Origin of the sequence: Xenorhabdus sp. NBAII XenSa04 (assembly GCF_963866145.1) — a bacterium.
Lineage (GTDB): Bacteria > Pseudomonadota > Gammaproteobacteria > Enterobacterales > Enterobacteriaceae > Xenorhabdus > Xenorhabdus indica.
In genome coordinates, this window is record NZ_CAWMEB010000212.1 from 70,815 (window position 1) to 88,639 (window position 17,825).

A 17,825-nucleotide genomic window follows, 5' to 3' on the forward strand; every position below is an offset into this window, starting at 1 on the left:
ATTGGCTTCCTATAATAATCAAACAGTTCAACTAAAAGTAAATCATAAGATGGGGGCTGACCCCATATTATTCAATTTTTTTAAGATGTTAAGCGACAGAATCGACGTAACTTTACAATATTATATAAGATCCAGCCAGTAATAGAAAAGCCGACTATCAAGCCGGCTTTTTATCCATAACGAAGTTTGAAATCACTTCGTCTGAGTCATTTCAGCAAGCTGATGAGACAAATCTAAAGCAATCTGTACTGATTCATCTAAATAAGGATCTGGACCTTTATAATCTTTTGGCAAATCATCAAGTGATGTAAGTGATTTCTTCCCTTCACGTTTAAAACGCTCATTAATGCGATTTAATTTAATCGCCTCATATTCTTTATTTTCTTTATCTCGCTCTGCATAGTTTAACGAATAAACACCATGACGCGCTTTTAGCACCTTGTAATAGGCAATATCCTGATTGATATATTTGAACTCAGGGTCATTGGTGATACGCTGATGATGCAGTTTGGTCAATAGCGGTATTAACTCTGAAATTTTCTTTGAAGAAGTATAACTTGCCGGTTGAATACTATCCCACGGCAGGGCATTGTCTTCCTGACTTTCACTCATGTCAGATGGTTCTACCCCTGTTGGCATAAGGATATCAGGCGTTACGCCTTTAAGTTGAGTACTACCGCCATTCACCCGATAAAATTTCTGAATAGTATATTGTACCGAGCCAATCTCTGGCCAATCAGGACTTAGCATCTGATCATAAATGCGATTCAAAGAACGATATTGCTGAACAGTTCCTTTACCAAAAGTAGGCTCACCAACAATCAACCCACGCCCATAATCTTGCATAGCAGCCGCAAAAATTTCAGATGCGGAAGCACTTCGGTTATCAACTAAAACAACCAAAGGCCCTTTATAATAGATCGCCTCATCAGTATCCGAATCTTCTTTAATCCGACCTATATTATCTCTAATCTGCACAATCGGCCCCGTTGAGATAAACAAACCAGAAAGTGAGACAGCTTCTGTTAGCGCACCACCACCATTACCACGTAAATCAATGACAATTGCAGAAACATTTTGTTTCGCCAATTTTTGCAACTGTACTTTTACATCATTTGTCAGGCCAACATAAAAACTGGGTATATCAAGTATCCCAACCTTCTCTTTACCAACAGTTTTAACTGACATCTTAACTGCATTATCTTCAAGACGAATATTTTCACGCGTTAAGGTGATAATGTGATTTTTAGCGCCTTTTGTGCCTGGGATGACTTCAAGACGGACTTTACTACCTTTTGGCCCCTTAATCAGAGCAACAACATCTTCCAGACGCCAACCAACAATATCTACAATTGGTTTACCAGCCTGCCCCACTCCAATAATTTTATCTCCGACTTTGAGTAAATTACTTTTGGCTGCTGGCCCTCCCACAACCAGTGAGCGAACAGATACATATTCATCATCATACTGCAAAACAGCCCCAATACCTTCAAGAGAAAGGCTCATCTCTGAATTGAACTGTTCTGTATCACGAGGAGAGAGATAGCTAGTATGCGGATCTATTTCACGAGCAAAAGCCATCATAATTGTTCGGAAAACGTCTTCACTTTTACTCTGAGTAAGATGTTTCAATAAAGTCCGATAGCGTTTTGTCAGTACTTCCTTGATCTCTTTGTCATTTTTACCTGACAGTTTGAGATTTATCCAATCGGATTTAATCTTGGCATCCCAAAGATTATTTAATTCTTCAACACTGTTAGACCAAGGTGCTTTATCACGTTCGGTTTCAAGTGTATCGTTGCCATCTAAATGGATGGGCTTTTCCAATCGAGAAAGTGCATATTGATAGCGTTCAAAACGGCGTTTCTGCTGTAAATTAAATAATGCGTATGGAAGATGCAGATCACCATTTTCAAGCTCTTTGCCTAAGAGCCCTTTTTGCGCAGCAAATTGTGTAATATCTGATGCCAGAAAAACGTTGTGTCCATAATCCAGCATATTTAGGTAACGATCGAAAACCTTACCTGAAAAATCAGCATCCAGACTAAAATTGCGGTAATGAGAACGGAGAAAACGGGAAACGATCCGTTTACTCACTGTCGGATGTTGTAGCTCTGGCTTTAGATCGGGTAACTGATTGATAGTAACAGCAAGGAGATTATTTCCACCTGCTGTACCAACACCAGCTACATCAGAATTAGTGGCATTGTTATTACGGCTTACACTGTCATTAACAGTACTTGCATGCCCCATACCAGAAAATGATAGTACTAAAACGAAAGCCAAAGTAATGAGTTTGTTCATGCCCAAGTTGGCCTCCGTATCAGAACTTTAAGTGTTCTGCGCGTACAATCATTGCCAAACCAGTAGGTAATTGCACTCTTACACCATCTTTTGCAATTTCCAGCACAGAAGCATCCATGAGGCTTTTCCCTACATTCACTTTGATTGTCTGACCGACTTTCAGAGAGGATACATCTGTTACTGAGGTTAATTCAGGTTGTGCAATTTTTTTGGTTGTTTTATCTGCTGGCTTACGTGATTGTTGCAGATGATCTGGCGAACGTGATGGACGTTTTTCATCTTTTTTACCTGTTGACGGGCGACGACGAGGCGCTGCCTTTTTATTCACAGGACGTTCGCTTTTCTTGTCAGATACGTTTTCTGTTTCACGTTTTTTGGCACGTTGTTCAGCTCGTTGAGCTTGTACCCGAGCTTTAGCTTCCGTTAATTGCTGACGCGCATGTTCAATATGTTCAGCTTCCAGTTCACCACACGCATTACCATCAAGGTCAACACGCTGAGCTCCTTCTTTAACTCCATAAAGGTAGCGCCAACTGGAAGTATACAAGCGCAGAGCAGAACGGAGCTGTGTTTTACTTAAACACTCTTCGCCCTGAATACGTTCAACGATATCCTGAAAGATCCCGATTTTTAAAGGACGTGCTTCGCCTTCTGCGGCAAAACAAAGCGGGAATCGTTCAGCCAAAAAAGCAATGATTTCTTTACTACTGTTCAACTTAGGTTGATTTTCCATGAAATTTCCTGATTACAACGGTTTTGCCAACCAGCGCAGGCATGAACAGGCGACATTATAATAGTGTTGCTGATAAATGCCACGTCATACATAGGTTAAGTTACATTCTGTTGCAGATATTTTGGCACAACACATTGCCCCAAATGCTCACAAAGCCTGCTAACAAGCGCTTTTAAGCCATATTCATCATATTCGTCAAACCGATCAAAAACCGTGCTGTCAATATCCAAAACGCCAATAACTTGCCCATTAATTTCCAAAGGAAGGACAATTTCAGCATTACTGGCAGAATCACAAGCTATATGACCGGGAAAAGTATGTACATCGGAAATACGCTGGATACAATTCCTTGCTACAGCAGTTCCACATACACCTTTTCCTATAGGAATACGAACACAAGCAATTTTACCTTGGAACGGCCCTAAAACTAGGGTATCACCATCTACCAAGTAAAAGCCAACCCAATTAACATTATCCAAACGTTCATATAACAATGAACTTGAATTTGCAAGAGATGCGATCAAATTATATTCGCCTGATAATAGAGCTACCAAGCTATCTGATAGTTCCCGATAGAATTCACATTTGTCCATACACACCTACACAACAGCCAGATAAGAAACAATTTAATAACAATAGAACAACAAGATAAGTTTCCCAAGGACATCAAACCATTCTGGTAAATCTTCTACTATCCTTATGTCACTGTCCCAGAATACCGCTTGAATCTCAGAATTAAAATTTTCTTTTTATATTTTACCCGTATCCACTTATAAAATTCAGTTAGTTATCACAGCTTATTTAGAAAATGACCTAATTTGCAGCCAAAATCGTGCCCCTGCTCATATTATTATCAAACACTTCACCAAAAAACGAGCAATTGGCCACTTGCTATTTAGGCATTTATCTGCAGCCACACTAAATCTTGAAATCCATAAGGTATATTGAATAGATTATACAAGTTAAGAAAAAGAGATGATCTTGCAAAAAAAGAATAAAATTATTCAGTTCTCATGGTAAACATAACAAAAAAAGGCCGAGCTCACTCCTCTACTCGGCCTAGGGAAAATGGCTCTGTTTAGAGAGCCGTGTGCTAAAATGCCATTGAGACGTAGAACAACTTACCTCTTAAAGAGTAGTTGACTCACGGTAAATTACCAAATTTTGTTAATTATTTAGCTCGTTAATTAACATACATATCAGCAGTAAAAATTACGGTTATTTTTTATCGCTTGCTTTACCATTACTTGCTTGATCATTGCATAGCACCATAGCCGCTTTCTGAAATGGCTCAATACTGATTTTTCGATTGCGATGATCAGGATCATCCAAAAGTATTGTATTTAGCGGGGTTGCAATAACTTGGTTATTTTTCATCATTTCTACTGCACGCTCATTGAGGGGATATTGCATAAGCGTACTGGGATTGATCACAAACAGCGCATTTCCTGAACGACAATCGAGCATAACCTCTTCACGAGTAAAAGCCCATTGTTTCCCAAACTGTAACTTACTAATGGTTTGTATTGGAGCAGCAATCCCCTGGAAAGAGAAAAATAAAAAAGATAAAAACCAAAATACTCGTTTCATTATCATCCCCCTGATAAACATATAAGCTGAATTCTACCGCCCTTTTTCTTATTTATATACCCACCGTCTTATAAATTGCAGATTTATTGGTCACAACTTAAAAATCATACTTAACAACCCTATGCGTATATCCAAGCTAATACCAACTATTCAAGGATCACACTGGAGGCTCTGTCGCAAAGATAGCAACACACAATAGAGCACCAGTTCCCAGTATGATTTCCAACCAACTGTCCACTATGAGTAATTCATAACGTCCTTTCTGCTTTAATTTGGGCACCAGAATATAACGATTGATTAAGGCCAAAAGAACCATAGCTGTAACAAGTATGATTTTCAGCCATAGCATTGACTGATATTCGGAAGCAGGGGCATCAAAAGTCAGCCAACCAGGAATTAAAATGGCGCTACTTATAATTCCTGTGATAATCACCAAAAAAACAGCTATGTGCCCGTAGTTAGAAAATCGCCTCATTGCAACGACACTTTCAGCATACAGACTATTCTCCATACTATAACTATCCATCTGGTGAAAAGCTGAGTTTGGTTTGGAGATATCTTTTAGCTGCAAGAATTGCAGACATAACAAAAAAGGCCATAGCCCTCCGAACCAATAACCTGCACTAAGCAGATGTACAATTTGATTCACCTGAAGCAGCAAACCACGCTCCCCTTCATACATAGTAGCATGACCAATAAAAGCATGGCTTGAAAGCAAAATGACAGAGCAGCCTAATAATAAGAAATTCTTTGTGTTAGAATCTCCAGCATTAGTACGTAAAAAGAATATTCCCACAACAGCAAGAGCAGCAACCAACAATTGCCATTGCCATACTTTACCAAAAGAAGTTGTTAACACTGCCTGCCATATTTCAAACTGATAAACGTCGTGCCAGCCATCCCCCATTAACCCCGCCTGTACAATAAACCAGACCATTGAGGTAACAAAAGCCAATACCGTGCAAATTGCCAGACCGACTTTCAACCGTTTTTTAATCAAAACTAAAAAATGGCCTGAAGCAAGTAGAGTAGTGAACAAGCTGAACCCAAACATCAGCATAACTACCACAAAATGCAAGAATCGGCAGAGTACGTATAACACCTCAAGTGAAATCATTATTTTACAGTAAAATTGTAAACACCCTTCGTTTTATGACCGTCGACAGAAAGAACACTCCAGTCAACACGATATTCCCCTGCTGCCAGTTTGTCCTCTACAGGCAGGATGAGTTTGGTTTTAGTCGCAGGATCAAGTGCTAGCTTACCTGTTTTAATCTCTTTTTTTTCTGGGCCAATTAATTTTACTTTGCTAAACCCAAGTTCAATGCGCTCTGAAAAACTCAGGGTTATAGCTTGTGGTGCGGCTTCCACCGTTGTATTTTCTGCCGGAGTCTGATCTTTCAAATGAGCATGGGCTAAAGCCTGCTGGCAGGACATACCGACAAACAGAACAACCAAAGCAGACAAATTGCTCCAGAATGAACGGATATTAAAAATAGACATGATAGGTAACCCTTTAATATACAGATGAATTTTTATGCTTAAAGGGGATTTTATAACAAACGATAAATTTAATCTGTGGTGGAAGTCCTGACCTGTGAAGCACTGCGCAAAAAACAAAAATTAGGAGATAAAAGAAAAAGGTGTAATTCCTGCTTAAAAATAAGCAAAAAACAGGAATTACGTTAAAAATCATGCAGATTAATTTACCTTAGTGCTTTCTTAAGCATGAGCTGGAACTGAGAGTCCTTTCAAATCTTTATCCAATAAAAATAAAGACTTACCACTTTCACCCACCATATCCAGTTTATCCAAAATAGATTTGAATAATTTTTCTTCTTCGTGTTGCTCAGCCACATACCACTGTAAGAAGTTAAAAGTAGAGTAATCCTGGATTGTCATCGCTAAGTGAGCCAATTTATTGATCTCTTCCGTGATCAATTTTTCGTGTTCATAGGTTTGATTGAACACATCAGAAATAGAATGAAATTCAACAGGTGGAGCCTGAATAGCCCCCAGTACAGGCATTGCTCCTGTATCGCCCAGATAATCAAATAAACGCTGCATATGTTGCATTTCTTCTTGTGAATGGGTTCTCAGAAATGCAGCCGCACCTTCGTAACCTTTATCACCACACCATGCACTCATTTGCAGGTACAAATTAGCAGAATAAAACTCCAGATTTAATTGCTCATTTAATTTCGTGATCATTTCTTGTTTTAACATTAGCCCACCTCCTAGAACTTTATTAAATTATCCATATTATGCCCATTAAAAACCAATAAAACAAAGATAAATTTTTAAAATATAACAAGTTGATATTTAATGAAATATTTTTATTTTATAGCAAGAATAAATCTCATTAAATATAAGAAAATAAGAATCAGTTTTATTTGATTAAATATTTAACCAAAGAATCAATATTTAATAAAAATGAGAATTGATATTATTAATATTTAAGAGATGTTTTTTTATGCAAATAATGTCTTGCCAAATCAAGAAGACTCAATTAATTTTAACCTCTGGGAATATATAGTACTTTTGGAGAGGAAATGGTGGAGCGTAACTTAGCCAAGTTATCTAAAAATGAGATGGATAAGGTCAATGTTGATCTGGCGGCATCGGGGGTTGCATTTAAAGAGCGCTATAATATACCTGTCATTCCGGACACTGTTGAGCAAACTCAACCACAACACCTGCGGGAATATTTTCAACAACGATTGAACCACTATCGCCAACAGTCGAGATATTTGTCGCGCTTACCTTATGAGCCCAAAAACCGTTAAATATGAAAAAAGAGGTAACCACCGCATAAGCGAGTGGTTATCACATCTATTTTCCAATAAATTTATCAGTTGCTGTAATTAACTGATGCAAAATTCCCGGTTCATCAAAGGAATGGCCTGCACCTTCTACAATATAAAACTCTGCCTCTGGCCACGATTTCGCCAAATCCCAGGCATTCTGTAACTGGCATGCCATATCATAACGCCCATGAATGATGACTGCGGGAATATGTCTGATAACGTCGACATGATCTAATAACTGCTGTGTCTCATCTATAAAACCGTTATTGATAAAATAATGGTTTTCAATACGTGCAAACGCCAACGCAAACTGTTCTTCTGCAAATGAATCTGCATGCTCAGAAGGTAATAGTGTGACAGTTTCCCCTTCCCAGGTACTCCATAAACGGGCCGCTTCCAACTGCACTGCAAGGTCATTACTCGTGAGACGTTTGTTGTAAGCTTTTATCACATCAGTACATTCTTCTTCAGAAAGAATAGAAAGTGTACGCTCCCACTTTTCCGGAAAAAACCGGGAAGCGCCTTCCTGATAATACCATTGCAATTCTTGAGGTCGGAGTAAAAATATTCCCCTTAATACCAATTCTGATACAGAATTCGGATGTTTTTGCGCATAAGCCAGAGATAACGTTGACCCCCATGAACCACCAAAAACCAGCCATTTATCAACTCCCATCTGCTGGCGTAAACGTTCAATATCATCAACCAGGTGCCATGTTGTATTATTTTCAAGACTTGCATGAGGCTTGGAACGGCCACAGCCACGTTGATCAAATAACATGACATGATAATGCTCCGGATCGAATAACTGCCGATGATAATTTGCTATTCCCCCACCGGGCCCTCCGTGGATAAATACCGCAGGTTTACCTTCAGGATTACCGCAAAGCTCCCAATAAATTTGATGCCCGTCCCCAGTATCCAGATAACCGGTTTTATATGCGTCATAAGCTGGATAAAGTTTTCGTAATTCCGTCATAAAGAACCCTCACTCATTAAATAAAACGGGATACATTTCTAGTATCCCGAATACATTTGAAGCTGTCATGACAATTTGTTTATTTAACTTCACGATAACTGATAGTCTCTTTTTGACAATCAATTGTGGCATTGTAACTTTTGTCTTTTTTGGAACCCCGGACAATAAGCGGAATCTGTAACGTATCTTTATCACCAGTAATATCATTGACATTTACCCACGCAACGGGTTTTCCTGTACCCAGTTGTTGCCTGTCTTTACCCCAATGCTTAAGGCGATTTTGTAAAAAATCTTGCTTAACTTGCGCTGCAATTTGATCTTTAGCCAAGTTTTTACAGGAAACAAATTTAGCCACATGATCATTTTCAACAGCTGACGCAGCAAACGAAAGGAAAAACACAACAGTTATACTCAACAACCCAGTACGATGAATAAATGAACTTATCTTCATATTACCTCCTATTACCATCCAAATCATATGGATTAAATGTTCGGTTAAACTAACATGTAATAGAAAGTCATTATGTGAGTTTTGTTAAAAATGCGTTGCTGCTATTTTACATCATCTTCAAATAAAACATGGATCTGCTCTTTGTCCTGATGCTTTTCCCGCAATTCTTGAGCAACAATAGCAATGGCTTCTCCACTTCCCATTCCTTCAGAAATAAGTTGATGGATCCTTTCTACTGCGACTTGCTGCTCTTCATGGGATAATGCTGGCATACCTGAAAACATAGCTTTAACCTCAAATATACGACAATAATTAGCGACAAGCTGTGATTATATACTCAATCAATTTTAAGTTGCAGTGTAACAACCAGTGAACAGGTATACCATTCTATGGTACTCTCCGCGTACTAATCAGTTATTTTTTCAATTGCCCAGCCAATACGGGTTCCTCCATGAAGATTGCATTACAAAAACGTCAGTTACCTTATTCTCCTAATCTTGCTACCTGTTATTTCGCTCCACTTTCTGCTTCTCCCTGGGCAATGTTGTTGCATTCAGGTGCAGCCCAACATCCACATAATCGTTTTGATATTCTTGTGGCTGAACCTATTGTAACTCTTGTAACCCAAGGGGAATCGACAGAAATCAAAAGTCATGATGCAGTTTCTTATTCACAAGATGATCCCTTTCTATTACTGAAAAAGTATCTCCATGCCTGTAATCTTACCGCACAGTTTGATCCCGAATTGCCATTTCAGGGGGGAGCACTGGGAATGTGGGGATATGACCTCGGACGACGAACTGAAAAGTTACCCGCTACGGCCATTAATGAACTGGATTTTCCAGATATGGCGATTGGGATTTATGATTGGTGTCTTATTATTAACCATCATCAGCAAAAAGCGACTTTACTCAGTTACCACGATATTGATAACCGTCTGGCATGGCTAAAATCACACACCAAAAATCAAAAAACCGATTTTGCTCTCACCAATTCATGGCAATCCAATATGAGTGAACAGCAATATCATGAAAAAATTGCTCAGATCCACCGTTATTTGCGTGATGGCGATTGCTATCAAGTCAACCTGGCCCAACGTTTTCATGCCGATTATCAAGGTGATGAATGGCAGGCATTCGAGCAACTGAATGAATGTAACCGTGCTCCTTTTTCAGCTTTTATCCGCTTGCCCGAAAATTGCATTATGAGTGTTTCACCTGAACGATTTTTATTGTTGGAAGATAAGAAAATCCAGACCAGACCAATCAAAGGAACACTGCCGCGCGCTCAAGATCCGGAAAAAGATCAATTGCAAGCTGAAAAATTATCCAATTCCCGTAAAGACCGCGCTGAGAATCTGATGATTGTTGATCTCCTGAGAAATGATATCGGACGTGTTGCAACACCAGGGTCGGTCAAAGTTCCAGAATTATTTATCGTTGAACCTTTCCCGGCAGTGCATCATCTCGTCAGTACCATTACAGCCACACTGCCAGATAAGTATCACGCAACCGATTTACTACGGGCTTGTTTTCCCGGTGGTTCCATTACTGGTGCCCCAAAAATTCGGGCTATGGAAATTATCGAAGAATTAGAACCACATCGCAGACATGGATATTGTGGAGCTATTGGCTATATTAGTTTCTGCGGTACAATGGACAGCAATATCACTATACGTACTCTTCTGACAGAAAAAGGAAAAATATACTGCTGGGCTGGTGGTGGTATTGTTGCAGATAGCATTGCGGAAAAAGAGTATCAGGAAACATTCGATAAACTTGGACATATCTTGCCTAAATTAAGGGAACGCCAACTATCATGACATCTCTTTCTGATTTTATTCATCGGTTTCAATTGCAACTGCCTGTACAACCAAAGTATCTAAGCAATAATCAGCGGAATGCTGCTGTATTATTGCCAATTATTTGTAAGCCAGAGCCAACACTTTTATTGACTCAACGCGCCAAAAGCTTACGTTCACATGCGGGGCAAGTTGCTTTTCCCGGTGGCGCAGCCGATCCGGAAGATCATTCATTGATCGCTACCGCTTTGCGTGAAACAGAAGAAGAAGTCAACATCCTACATCATCAGGTACAAGTTCTGGGGCAACTCGCCCCATTGGACAGTAGTGGCGGGTATCGTGTTACACCTGTCGTCGGGTTAGTTTCGCCCCCCTTTTCTTTTCAGGTCAATCCAACAGAAGTAGACAGCATTTTTGAAATTCCACTTTTTGATGCACTCTCTCTTCCTTGCTATCGATATTTGGATATTAAGCGGCGAAACCGACAACATCGGATCTATTTTTACTGGTATCGTAAACAGATGATTTGGGGATTAACCGCTGCCATTATTTACCAACTGGCACAGCAAGTTCAAAAATCACTCTAGGAACGCTTGCGAGAGGTTATAAATTTGCACATTTATTATCCAAAATCATATCAATAGCTATTATAATTAAAAAAAAACTGTAAACTCCTTTATCAACACCACTAAATAACAGTAAAGTAACGCGCTTTAATTATAAATATACTATATATCTTTCTTCTCTAAGGAGTCTGGCGTGATTAGCGTTTTCGACATGTTTAAGGTGGGTATCGGCCCATCCAGCTCTCATACTGTTGGCCCTATGAAAGCAGGAAAACAATTTGTCGATGATCTTGTAAACCAGGGGCTGATGTCCTCTATCACGCGTGTAGCTGTTGATGTGTACGGCTCACTTTCATTAACCGGGAAAGGTCATCATACGGATATCGCCATTATCATGGGGTTGGCAGGTAATATGCCCGCTACTGTTGATATTGATTCAATCCCTGGTTTTATTCGTGATGTTGAGCAAACTCAACGTTTGCCGCTGGCAAATGGTTTACATGAAGTCGATTTTCCTCGTGACGGAGGTATGAATTTCCGTAGCGATAACCTTTCATTGCATGAAAATGGTATGCAGATCCATGCAATTGCAGGTGACAAAAAAGTTTACAGCAAAACTTACTACTCTATCGGTGGTGGTTTTATTGTTGATGAAGAACATTTCGGTAAGCCATCTCAGGATACTAAACCTGTGTCTTACCCATTCAGCTCTGCTGCTGATTTGCTGATGAATTGCAGCAAAACAGGGCTGTCTATTTCTGGCTTGATGATGAAAAACGAGCTGGATTTGCATAGCAAAGAAGAAATTTCTGAATACTTTGCAGATGTATGGGACACCATGCGGGTCTGCATTGAACGAGGCTTGAATACAGAAGGTGTTTTACCTGGACCTCTGCGTGTCCCTCGTCGTGCAGCCGCTCTGCACCGTATGCTGACTTCATCAAATAAACTGTCTAATGATCCAATGAATGTTGTTGATTTAGTCAATATGTTCGCTTTGGCAGTCAATGAAGAAAATGCCGCTGGTGGGCGTGTTGTTACCGCACCAACCAATGGCGCATGCGGGATCGTGCCGGCAGTACTGGCTTATTACAACCATTGTATCGAGCCTGTTACGCCAGAGCTGTATACGCGCTACTTCCTGGCATCAGGTGCAATCGGCATTCTGTATAAAATGAATGCTTCCATTTCTGGGGCAGAAGTCGGCTGTCAGGGAGAAGTAGGCGTTGCCTGTTCAATGGCAGCGGCAGGTCTTGCAGAATTACTTGGAGCAAGTCCTGAGCAAGTGTGCATCGCAGCCGAAATAGGCATGGAGCATAACTTGGGTTTGACTTGTGACCCTGTTGCGGGACAGGTACAGGTTCCATGTATTGAACGTAATGCCATTGCTTCAGTTAAAGCTATCAATGCTGCCCGTATGGCATTGCGCCGAACCAGCGAACCGCGGGTTTCTCTTGATAAAGTTATTGAAACCATGTACGAAACGGGTAAGGACATGAACGCCAAATACCGCGAAACATCACGTGGCGGTTTGGCAATAAAAGTACAGTGTGACTAATCAAATCTGTAACTTAATTAATATGTTCATAAGTTAAACTGTTACCTATTTTAGGTAAAACCTGACTTATCTGAAAAAAATCCCTGCTATACAGTAGGGATTTTTTTTGGCTGAAACGGATCAATTAAGTACATTTTTTCTTCTTTCCGGTCTAAGGTATCAAAATTTTTTTATCTAAAAATTAATAAAATGTCACCTAAAACAGTTACAAAAAGCATAAAAATAAAAATTCAAAGTAAAATAAGTTATTTATTCGTGATAAGTAAAATAAAAATCTTATTTTAACCTCTCAAAATAGCCTATATTGAATTTTCTGACTGATAGCAATTTTCTTAAATGCTTCCAATGATAATCTAATGACATATTTTCTTATGTAACGAAATATAAAGCTATGAGAAATGAAATAGTTGAGATGGATCCTCGATGAAATACGATGTTTGTAACTATCATATTCGTTAATAGTTGTCATGATTATTAATAGATATACCCTATGAACTTCAAGGCCTTCATCTTGAAAGGCGATGGGTATAGTGCAACATAATTGGAAATATTAAATATGAACTTGCAATAAATCCGAGTTCAATTGTTACAGAAAGGGGAAAACAAGTGAGTATAGCCATTATGATTGGCACACACGGGGCTGCTGCGGAGCAATTGCTTCGCACCACAGAGATGTTGATTGGGGAACAAGAAAACGTTTCTTATATCGACTTTGTCCCCGGTGAAAATGCCGATACGTTATTCGAGAAATACAATAAGAAACTGGAGTTGCTTGATACAACGCAAGGGGTCTTATTTTTTGTCGATACCTGGGGGGGCAGTCCATTTAATGCGGCAAACCGTATCGTAATGGGCAAAGCAAATTACGAAATCATCACTGGCGTGAACATACCTATGCTGGTTGAAGCCTTTATGTGCCGTGATGATGATCCATCAATGGAAGAATTGGTTTCTGTTGCATTGGAAACAGGGAAAGAAGGAATTCGAGCCCTTAAAACAGAGCCAGCCAAAGAGGCTGATAAACCTGAATCAACCCAATCAGCTACCCCCATGACTTCCCAGACTACTGAACCTGTTGCTGGTGGTCACATGAAAATTGCCCTTGCTCGCATTGATGATCGTCTTATTCATGGTCAGGTTGCAACTCGCTGGACAAAAGAGACCAACGTCAAGCGTATCATTGTAGTCAGTGATGAAGTAGCACAAGATACTGTACGCTCTACGTTATTAAAGCAGGTTGCACCTCCTGGGGTCAGTGCACATGTAGTCGATATTGCCAAGTGTATCCGTGTTTACAATAACCCTAAATATGCTGGTGAATGCGTTATGCTGTTATTCACCAACCCAACTGATGTACTGCGTATTGTAGAAGGCGGTGTTTCACTGGAATCTGTCAATATTGGCGGCATGGCTTTCAAACAAGGTAAAACCCAAATCAACAATGCTATCTCTGTTGACGCAACAGATATTAATGCTTTCGGAAAGCTGAATTCTCGCGGTATCGAGCTTGAGGCACGCAAAGTTGCCAGCGATACACGCTTAAATATGATGGATCTGCTCAAAAAAGCTTAAAAAACAAAAACAGATATTTTTTTATTAACCATTACTCAATAACGAAATTCTTACCAAATGACATTTGGTTACAGGAGAAAACAATGGAAATTACCGTTGTTCAACTTTTATTGATATTCATCGTCGCCTGTATTGCGGGTATGGGGTCCATTCTTGATGAATTTCAATTCCACCGTCCATTAGTTGCTTGTACATTGATCGGTTTAGTGCTTGGTGATATAAAAACCGGCATTATCATCGGCGGTACACTGGAAATGATCGCCCTGGGCTGGATGAACATTGGTGCAGCAATTGCCCCTGATGCAGCTCTGGCATCCATTATTTCGGCCATTCTGGTTATCGCCGGTGGACAAGATGTTGGTGCAGGTATCGCGCTGGCAATTCCACTGGCTGCGGCGGGTCAGGTTCTTACCATTATTGTCCGTACTATGACCGTCGGTTTCCAACACGCAGCAGATAAGGCTGCTGAAAATGGTAACCTACGCGCTATCACCATCATTCACATTACTGCTTTAATACTGCAAGCAATGCGTATTGCTTTGCCTGCACTGGTTGTTGCATTGTCTGTCGGAACCTCTGAAGTTCAGAGTATGCTGAACTCTATTCCAGAAGTTGTTACCACTGGCCTTAATATTGCTGGCGGTATGATCGTCGTTGTTGGTTATGCAATGGTGATTAACATGATGCGAGCTGGCTACCTGATGCCATTCTTTTATCTCGGTTTTGTGGCCGCTGTATATATTCAGAATCTCGTTATACTCGGTGTCGTTGGCGCTGTTCTGGCAATCCTGTATATCCAACTCAGTCCTAAATACAACCAGTCACAGACCGCTGCTCCTGCGGGTAATACCCCAAATAACCTTGATAACGAATTAGATTAAGAGGATGAACAATATGTCAGATACAACAAACATGGGGCAGAAAAAACTGACACAAAGCGATATCAATGGTGTCTTCCTGCGCTCTAATTTATTACAGGGTTCATGGAACTTCGAACGTATGCAGGCATTGGGTTTCTGTTTCTCAATGGTCCCGGCTATTCGTCGTCTCTATCCCGAAAATACCGAAGAACGCAAACTGGCTATCAAACGCCATCTTGAGTTTTTCAATACGCATCCTTATGTCGCAGCCCCTATTCTGGGCGTCACAATGGCGATGGAAGAACAACGAGCCAACGGCGCTAATATCGATGATGGTGCCATCAACGGTATTAAAGTGGGCTTAATGGGACCTTTGGCGGGTGTAGGTGATCCTATTTTCTGGGGAACCGTCCGTCCTGTTTTTGCAGCACTTGGGGCAGGCATTGCTATGAGTGGCAGCCTGCTTGGCCCTATTCTGTTTTTCTTTTTATTCAACCTGGTGCGTTTATTGACCCGCTACTATGGTGTCGCCTATGGCTATAAAAAAGGAATGGACATCGTTAAAGATATGGGTGGCGGTTTCCTGCAAAAGATGACAGAAGGAGCGTCAATTCTGGGGCTATTCGTGATGGGAGCCTTAGTTAATAGCTGGACGAAAGTCAATATTCCATTTGTTATTTCCAAAGTACCTGATCCCATAACAGGAGTAGAGAAAGTAACAACGATCCAAACCATTCTTGACCAGTTGCTCCCTGGTATTGCCCCGCTATTGCTGACCTTTGGCTGTATGTGGCTATTACGGAAAAAAGTAAACCCTCTATGGATCATTATTGGTTTCTTCGTCATCGGCATCATCGGTTATCATTTCGGTTTTCTGGGCTTAGTTAAATAGTTTTGTTAGAAAATTGATTTATTAAAAATATGGGGAGGAAATTTCCTCCCTCATTGGTAAAGACAAGAGCTATAAGTTAGAAAATCAGAGGTAACAATGAGCCTGAATGACATCATATTGATGATTTCAATTTTATTAATGCTCGTCTTTGCTGTTTATGACGAAATTATCATCAATCATCTCAAAGGCAAGACTCTGTTAAACATAAAATTAAAAAGAAAACATCGAATTGATGCTTTAATATTTATCGCCTTAATGACTATCATTATTTACAATAATGTGATAGCGCAAGGTACTCCACTAACGACTTATCTATTATCTTTTATCATCTTAGTGACAATATACCTTGGTTATATTCGTTCACCTAAACTCATATTCAAAGAAAAAGGCTTTTATTATTCCAACCGATTCTTTAATTATGACCAAATTAAAGCAATGAATTTATCTGAAGATGGTATTTTAATGATAGATTTTGAGTCAAATAAAATATATGTTGCTGTAACAAACCCAGATGACTTAGAAAAAATTTATCAATTTCTGCTGAATAACAAATAACCCTTCTCTGATTCAGATCAATTTTAAATAAGGCTGCAACACTATATCAGCCTTATTTTTCATCAGCCTTATTTTTCATCTCAAAAGATAATGATAACCATTATCAATTCATTATTTAACGTATGTAAAATATTTTTGCCTTTTATACCAAATATGATATTGTCCACTCCAGTCATTGGGGAGTAGCCTGTTCCAGAATTCTTCTGGAAAATTCGTATCAACATACTCGTTTGCATAAAACGTGGTACGAATGCCAAATCGGTTGGCAAGACCATAGACACATAATATCACCATTGGTTGGGGGTGATTTATGTGTATGTGGAATCACCCAGCCGAGGTTATTTTAATGAATCTCTATACAACTCTTACCCTCGCATTAGCTCTATCCATGGATGCTTTCGCTGCTGCCGTAAGTAAAGGAGCAGCTCTTCGTCGCCCACATTTACGTGAAGCAATCCGCACTGGCCTCATTTTTGGTTTAGTTGAAGCCTGCACTCCTTTAATCGGCTGGTCTCTGGGGCTTTATGCCAGCCAATATATTATGGAATGGGATCATTGGGTGGCATTCTCATTATTGTTTATCCTGGGTTGCCGGATGATTGTCGAAAGTTTCAAACGCGAGCCAGAAACCACGATTAAATCCACTACACCCCATCGCTATAGTTCATTAACATTAATATTTACTGCCATTGCAACCAGTCTGGATGCAATGGCAATTGGTGTTGGTCTCGCCTTCTTACAGGTAAATATATTACATACCGCAATGGCCATCGGAATGGTGACAATGATTATGGCTACTCTGGGAATGCTAATCGGACGCTACATCGGGCCATTATTAGGCAAACGTGCAGAACTTATTGGTGGACTGGTATTAATTGCTATTGGTTTCAATATATTATTTGAGCATCTCAAATTATTTATGTATTCCTGTTGATATCCTCCCCTACATCATTCCTCTACTGGCAAGTGTGAACCTGCATTGCCGCTAAATAATTACGAACGTCGTTTACCTCGGCGTTCGTTCTATATTCACATCTGGCACACGAATTTACTTTGTGAGTTCCACTATCTTCTTTATTACGAATGAATAAGATACACAGTGCCAAAATACCTTCCACGGCATGCTTTGCTATCGGAGGTCACGTATTCAACCTGTT

General features: G+C 39.9%; 19 protein-coding genes and 1 riboswitch. Of the genes, 9 read left to right on the forward strand and 10 right to left on the reverse strand.

Annotation, left to right across the window (positions count from 1 at the left end; translation table 11 throughout):
* Window positions 1-192: 192 nt before the first annotated feature.
* The 7 genes from prc to ftnA all read right to left on the reverse strand — a co-directional run bounded on the left by prc (window position 193) and on the right by ftnA (window position 6,853).
* Complete coding sequence (prc, locus tag AAC147_RS08770; protein ID WP_047680230.1) at window positions 193-2,304, reverse strand: carboxy terminal-processing peptidase; 2,112 nt, start codon at window positions 2,302-2,304, stop codon at window positions 193-195.
* 19 nt (window positions 2,305-2,323) lie between these two features.
* On the reverse strand, window positions 2,324-3,037 hold the full coding sequence (gene proQ / locus AAC147_RS08775) for an RNA chaperone ProQ (protein WP_047680232.1): 714 nt from the start codon (window positions 3,035-3,037) through the stop codon (window positions 2,324-2,326).
* 95 nt (window positions 3,038-3,132) lie between these two features.
* Window positions 3,133-3,630, reverse strand: a complete 498-nt coding sequence (locus AAC147_RS08780; protein WP_047680234.1) for a GAF domain-containing protein — start codon at window positions 3,628-3,630, stop codon at window positions 3,133-3,135.
* A 625-nt stretch (window positions 3,631-4,255) separates the two neighbouring features.
* Window positions 4,256-4,627, reverse strand: a complete 372-nt coding sequence (locus tag AAC147_RS08785) for a YebY family protein (RefSeq protein ID WP_047680236.1) — start codon at window positions 4,625-4,627, stop codon at window positions 4,256-4,258.
* A 157-nt stretch (window positions 4,628-4,784) separates the two neighbouring features.
* Window positions 4,785-5,744 carry a copper homeostasis membrane protein CopD gene (gene copD, locus AAC147_RS08790; RefSeq protein ID WP_047680238.1) on the reverse strand — a complete coding sequence of 320 codons (960 nt, stop codon included), beginning with the start codon at window positions 5,742-5,744 and terminating at the stop codon, window positions 4,785-4,787.
* Complete coding sequence (gene yobA, locus AAC147_RS08795) at window positions 5,744-6,130, reverse strand: CopC domain-containing protein YobA (RefSeq protein WP_047680240.1); 387 nt, start codon at window positions 6,128-6,130, stop codon at window positions 5,744-5,746. Before yobA ends, copD begins: the two co-directional genes overlap by 1 nt.
* Window positions 6,131-6,349: 219 nt before the next feature.
* Window positions 6,350-6,853: a non-heme ferritin gene (ftnA, locus tag AAC147_RS08800; RefSeq protein ID WP_047680242.1), complete on the reverse strand. Its 504-nt coding sequence runs from the start codon at window positions 6,851-6,853 to the stop codon at window positions 6,350-6,352.
* Window positions 6,854-7,182: 329 nt separating this feature from the next.
* On the opposite strand from ftnA, the gene AAC147_RS08805 reads away from it, so the two are divergent.
* Window positions 7,183-7,413, forward strand: a complete 231-nt coding sequence (locus AAC147_RS08805) for a DNA polymerase III subunit theta (RefSeq protein WP_156115337.1) — start codon at window positions 7,183-7,185, stop codon at window positions 7,411-7,413.
* 46 nt (window positions 7,414-7,459) lie between these two features.
* Here the strand turns inward: AAC147_RS08805 and pip are convergent, their stop codons facing one another.
* The 3 genes from pip to AAC147_RS08820 form a co-directional block, all read right to left on the reverse strand.
* Window positions 7,460-8,413, reverse strand: a complete 954-nt coding sequence (gene pip / locus AAC147_RS08810) for a prolyl aminopeptidase (RefSeq protein WP_047680246.1) — start codon at window positions 8,411-8,413, stop codon at window positions 7,460-7,462.
* 79 nt (window positions 8,414-8,492) lie between these two features.
* Window positions 8,493-8,864 carry a protein YebF gene (yebF, locus tag AAC147_RS08815; RefSeq protein ID WP_047680248.1) on the reverse strand — a complete coding sequence of 124 codons (372 nt, stop codon included), beginning with the start codon at window positions 8,862-8,864 and terminating at the stop codon, window positions 8,493-8,495.
* 101 nt (window positions 8,865-8,965) lie between these two features.
* Window positions 8,966-9,148 (reverse strand): YoaH family protein, encoded by a 183-nt coding sequence (locus AAC147_RS08820; protein ID WP_047680250.1) that lies wholly within the window; start codon window positions 9,146-9,148, stop codon window positions 8,966-8,968.
* A 167-nt stretch (window positions 9,149-9,315) separates the two neighbouring features.
* Here AAC147_RS08820 and pabB point away from each other — a divergent pair, with 167 nt between their 5' ends.
* The 8 genes from pabB to mntP all read left to right on the forward strand — a co-directional run bounded on the left by pabB (window position 9,316) and on the right by mntP (window position 17,602).
* Window positions 9,316-10,686 (forward strand): aminodeoxychorismate synthase component 1, encoded by a 1,371-nt coding sequence (gene pabB, locus AAC147_RS08825; protein ID WP_047680252.1) that lies wholly within the window; start codon window positions 9,316-9,318, stop codon window positions 10,684-10,686.
* On the forward strand, window positions 10,683-11,252 hold the full coding sequence (locus AAC147_RS08830) for a CoA pyrophosphatase (RefSeq protein ID WP_047680254.1): 570 nt from the start codon (window positions 10,683-10,685) through the stop codon (window positions 11,250-11,252). The genes pabB and AAC147_RS08830 overlap by 4 nt, the downstream gene beginning before the upstream one ends.
* 172 nt (window positions 11,253-11,424) lie before the next feature.
* Window positions 11,425-12,789 carry an L-serine ammonia-lyase gene (locus AAC147_RS08835; RefSeq protein ID WP_047680256.1) on the forward strand — a complete coding sequence of 455 codons (1,365 nt, stop codon included), beginning with the start codon at window positions 11,425-11,427 and terminating at the stop codon, window positions 12,787-12,789.
* A 606-nt stretch (window positions 12,790-13,395) separates the two neighbouring features.
* Window positions 13,396-14,361, forward strand: a complete 966-nt coding sequence (manX, locus tag AAC147_RS08840) for a PTS mannose transporter subunit IIAB (protein WP_047680258.1) — start codon at window positions 13,396-13,398, stop codon at window positions 14,359-14,361.
* A gap of 83 nt (window positions 14,362-14,444) precedes the next feature.
* On the forward strand, window positions 14,445-15,242 hold the full coding sequence (locus tag AAC147_RS08845) for a PTS mannose/fructose/sorbose transporter subunit IIC (protein ID WP_047680260.1): 798 nt from the start codon (window positions 14,445-14,447) through the stop codon (window positions 15,240-15,242).
* Between the two features lie 13 nt (window positions 15,243-15,255).
* Entirely contained in the window at window positions 15,256-16,113 is an 858-nt protein-coding gene (locus AAC147_RS08850) for a PTS mannose transporter subunit IID (RefSeq protein ID WP_047680261.1), read from the forward strand.
* Between the two features lie 96 nt (window positions 16,114-16,209).
* Window positions 16,210-16,668, forward strand: a complete 459-nt coding sequence (locus AAC147_RS08855) for a DUF986 family protein (RefSeq protein WP_047680263.1) — start codon at window positions 16,210-16,212, stop codon at window positions 16,666-16,668.
* Between the two features lie 165 nt (window positions 16,669-16,833).
* Window positions 16,834-16,967, forward strand: a riboswitch (yybP-ykoY riboswitch).
* A 47-nt stretch (window positions 16,968-17,014) separates the two neighbouring features.
* Window positions 17,015-17,602, forward strand: coding sequence for a manganese efflux pump MntP (gene mntP / locus AAC147_RS08860; RefSeq protein ID WP_156115335.1), 588 nt, complete (start codon window positions 17,015-17,017; stop codon window positions 17,600-17,602).
* Window positions 17,603-17,825: the final 223 nt, after the last annotated feature.

Coding starts and splice junctions, on each gene's coding strand:
- prc (WP_047680230.1), bottom strand. CDS start 2,304: ATGAACAAACTCATTACTTTGGCTTTCGTTTTAGTACTATCATTTTCT.
- proQ (WP_047680232.1), bottom strand. CDS start 3,037: ATGGAAAATCAACCTAAGTTGAACAGTAGTAAAGAAATCATTGCTTTT.
- AAC147_RS08780 (WP_047680234.1), bottom strand. CDS start 3,630: ATGGACAAATGTGAATTCTATCGGGAACTATCAGATAGCTTGGTAGCT.
- AAC147_RS08785 (WP_047680236.1), bottom strand. CDS start 4,627: ATGAAACGAGTATTTTGGTTTTTATCTTTTTTATTTTTCTCTTTCCAG.
- copD (WP_047680238.1), bottom strand. CDS start 5,744: ATGATTTCACTTGAGGTGTTATACGTACTCTGCCGATTCTTGCATTTT.
- yobA (WP_047680240.1), bottom strand. CDS start 6,130: ATGTCTATTTTTAATATCCGTTCATTCTGGAGCAATTTGTCTGCTTTG.
- ftnA (WP_047680242.1), bottom strand. CDS start 6,853: ATGTTAAAACAAGAAATGATCACGAAATTAAATGAGCAATTAAATCTG.
- pip (WP_047680246.1), bottom strand. CDS start 8,413: ATGACGGAATTACGAAAACTTTATCCAGCTTATGACGCATATAAAACC.
- yebF (WP_047680248.1), bottom strand. CDS start 8,864: ATGAAGATAAGTTCATTTATTCATCGTACTGGGTTGTTGAGTATAACT.
- AAC147_RS08820 (WP_047680250.1), bottom strand. CDS start 9,148: ATGTTTTCAGGTATGCCAGCATTATCCCATGAAGAGCAGCAAGTCGCA.
- pabB (WP_047680252.1), top strand. CDS start 9,316: ATGAAGATTGCATTACAAAAACGTCAGTTACCTTATTCTCCTAATCTT.
- AAC147_RS08830 (WP_047680254.1), top strand. CDS start 10,683: ATGACATCTCTTTCTGATTTTATTCATCGGTTTCAATTGCAACTGCCT.
- AAC147_RS08845 (WP_047680260.1), top strand. CDS start 14,445: ATGGAAATTACCGTTGTTCAACTTTTATTGATATTCATCGTCGCCTGT.
- AAC147_RS08850 (WP_047680261.1), top strand. CDS start 15,256: ATGTCAGATACAACAAACATGGGGCAGAAAAAACTGACACAAAGCGAT.
- AAC147_RS08855 (WP_047680263.1), top strand. CDS start 16,210: ATGAGCCTGAATGACATCATATTGATGATTTCAATTTTATTAATGCTC.
- mntP (WP_156115335.1), top strand. CDS start 17,015: ATGAATCTCTATACAACTCTTACCCTCGCATTAGCTCTATCCATGGAT.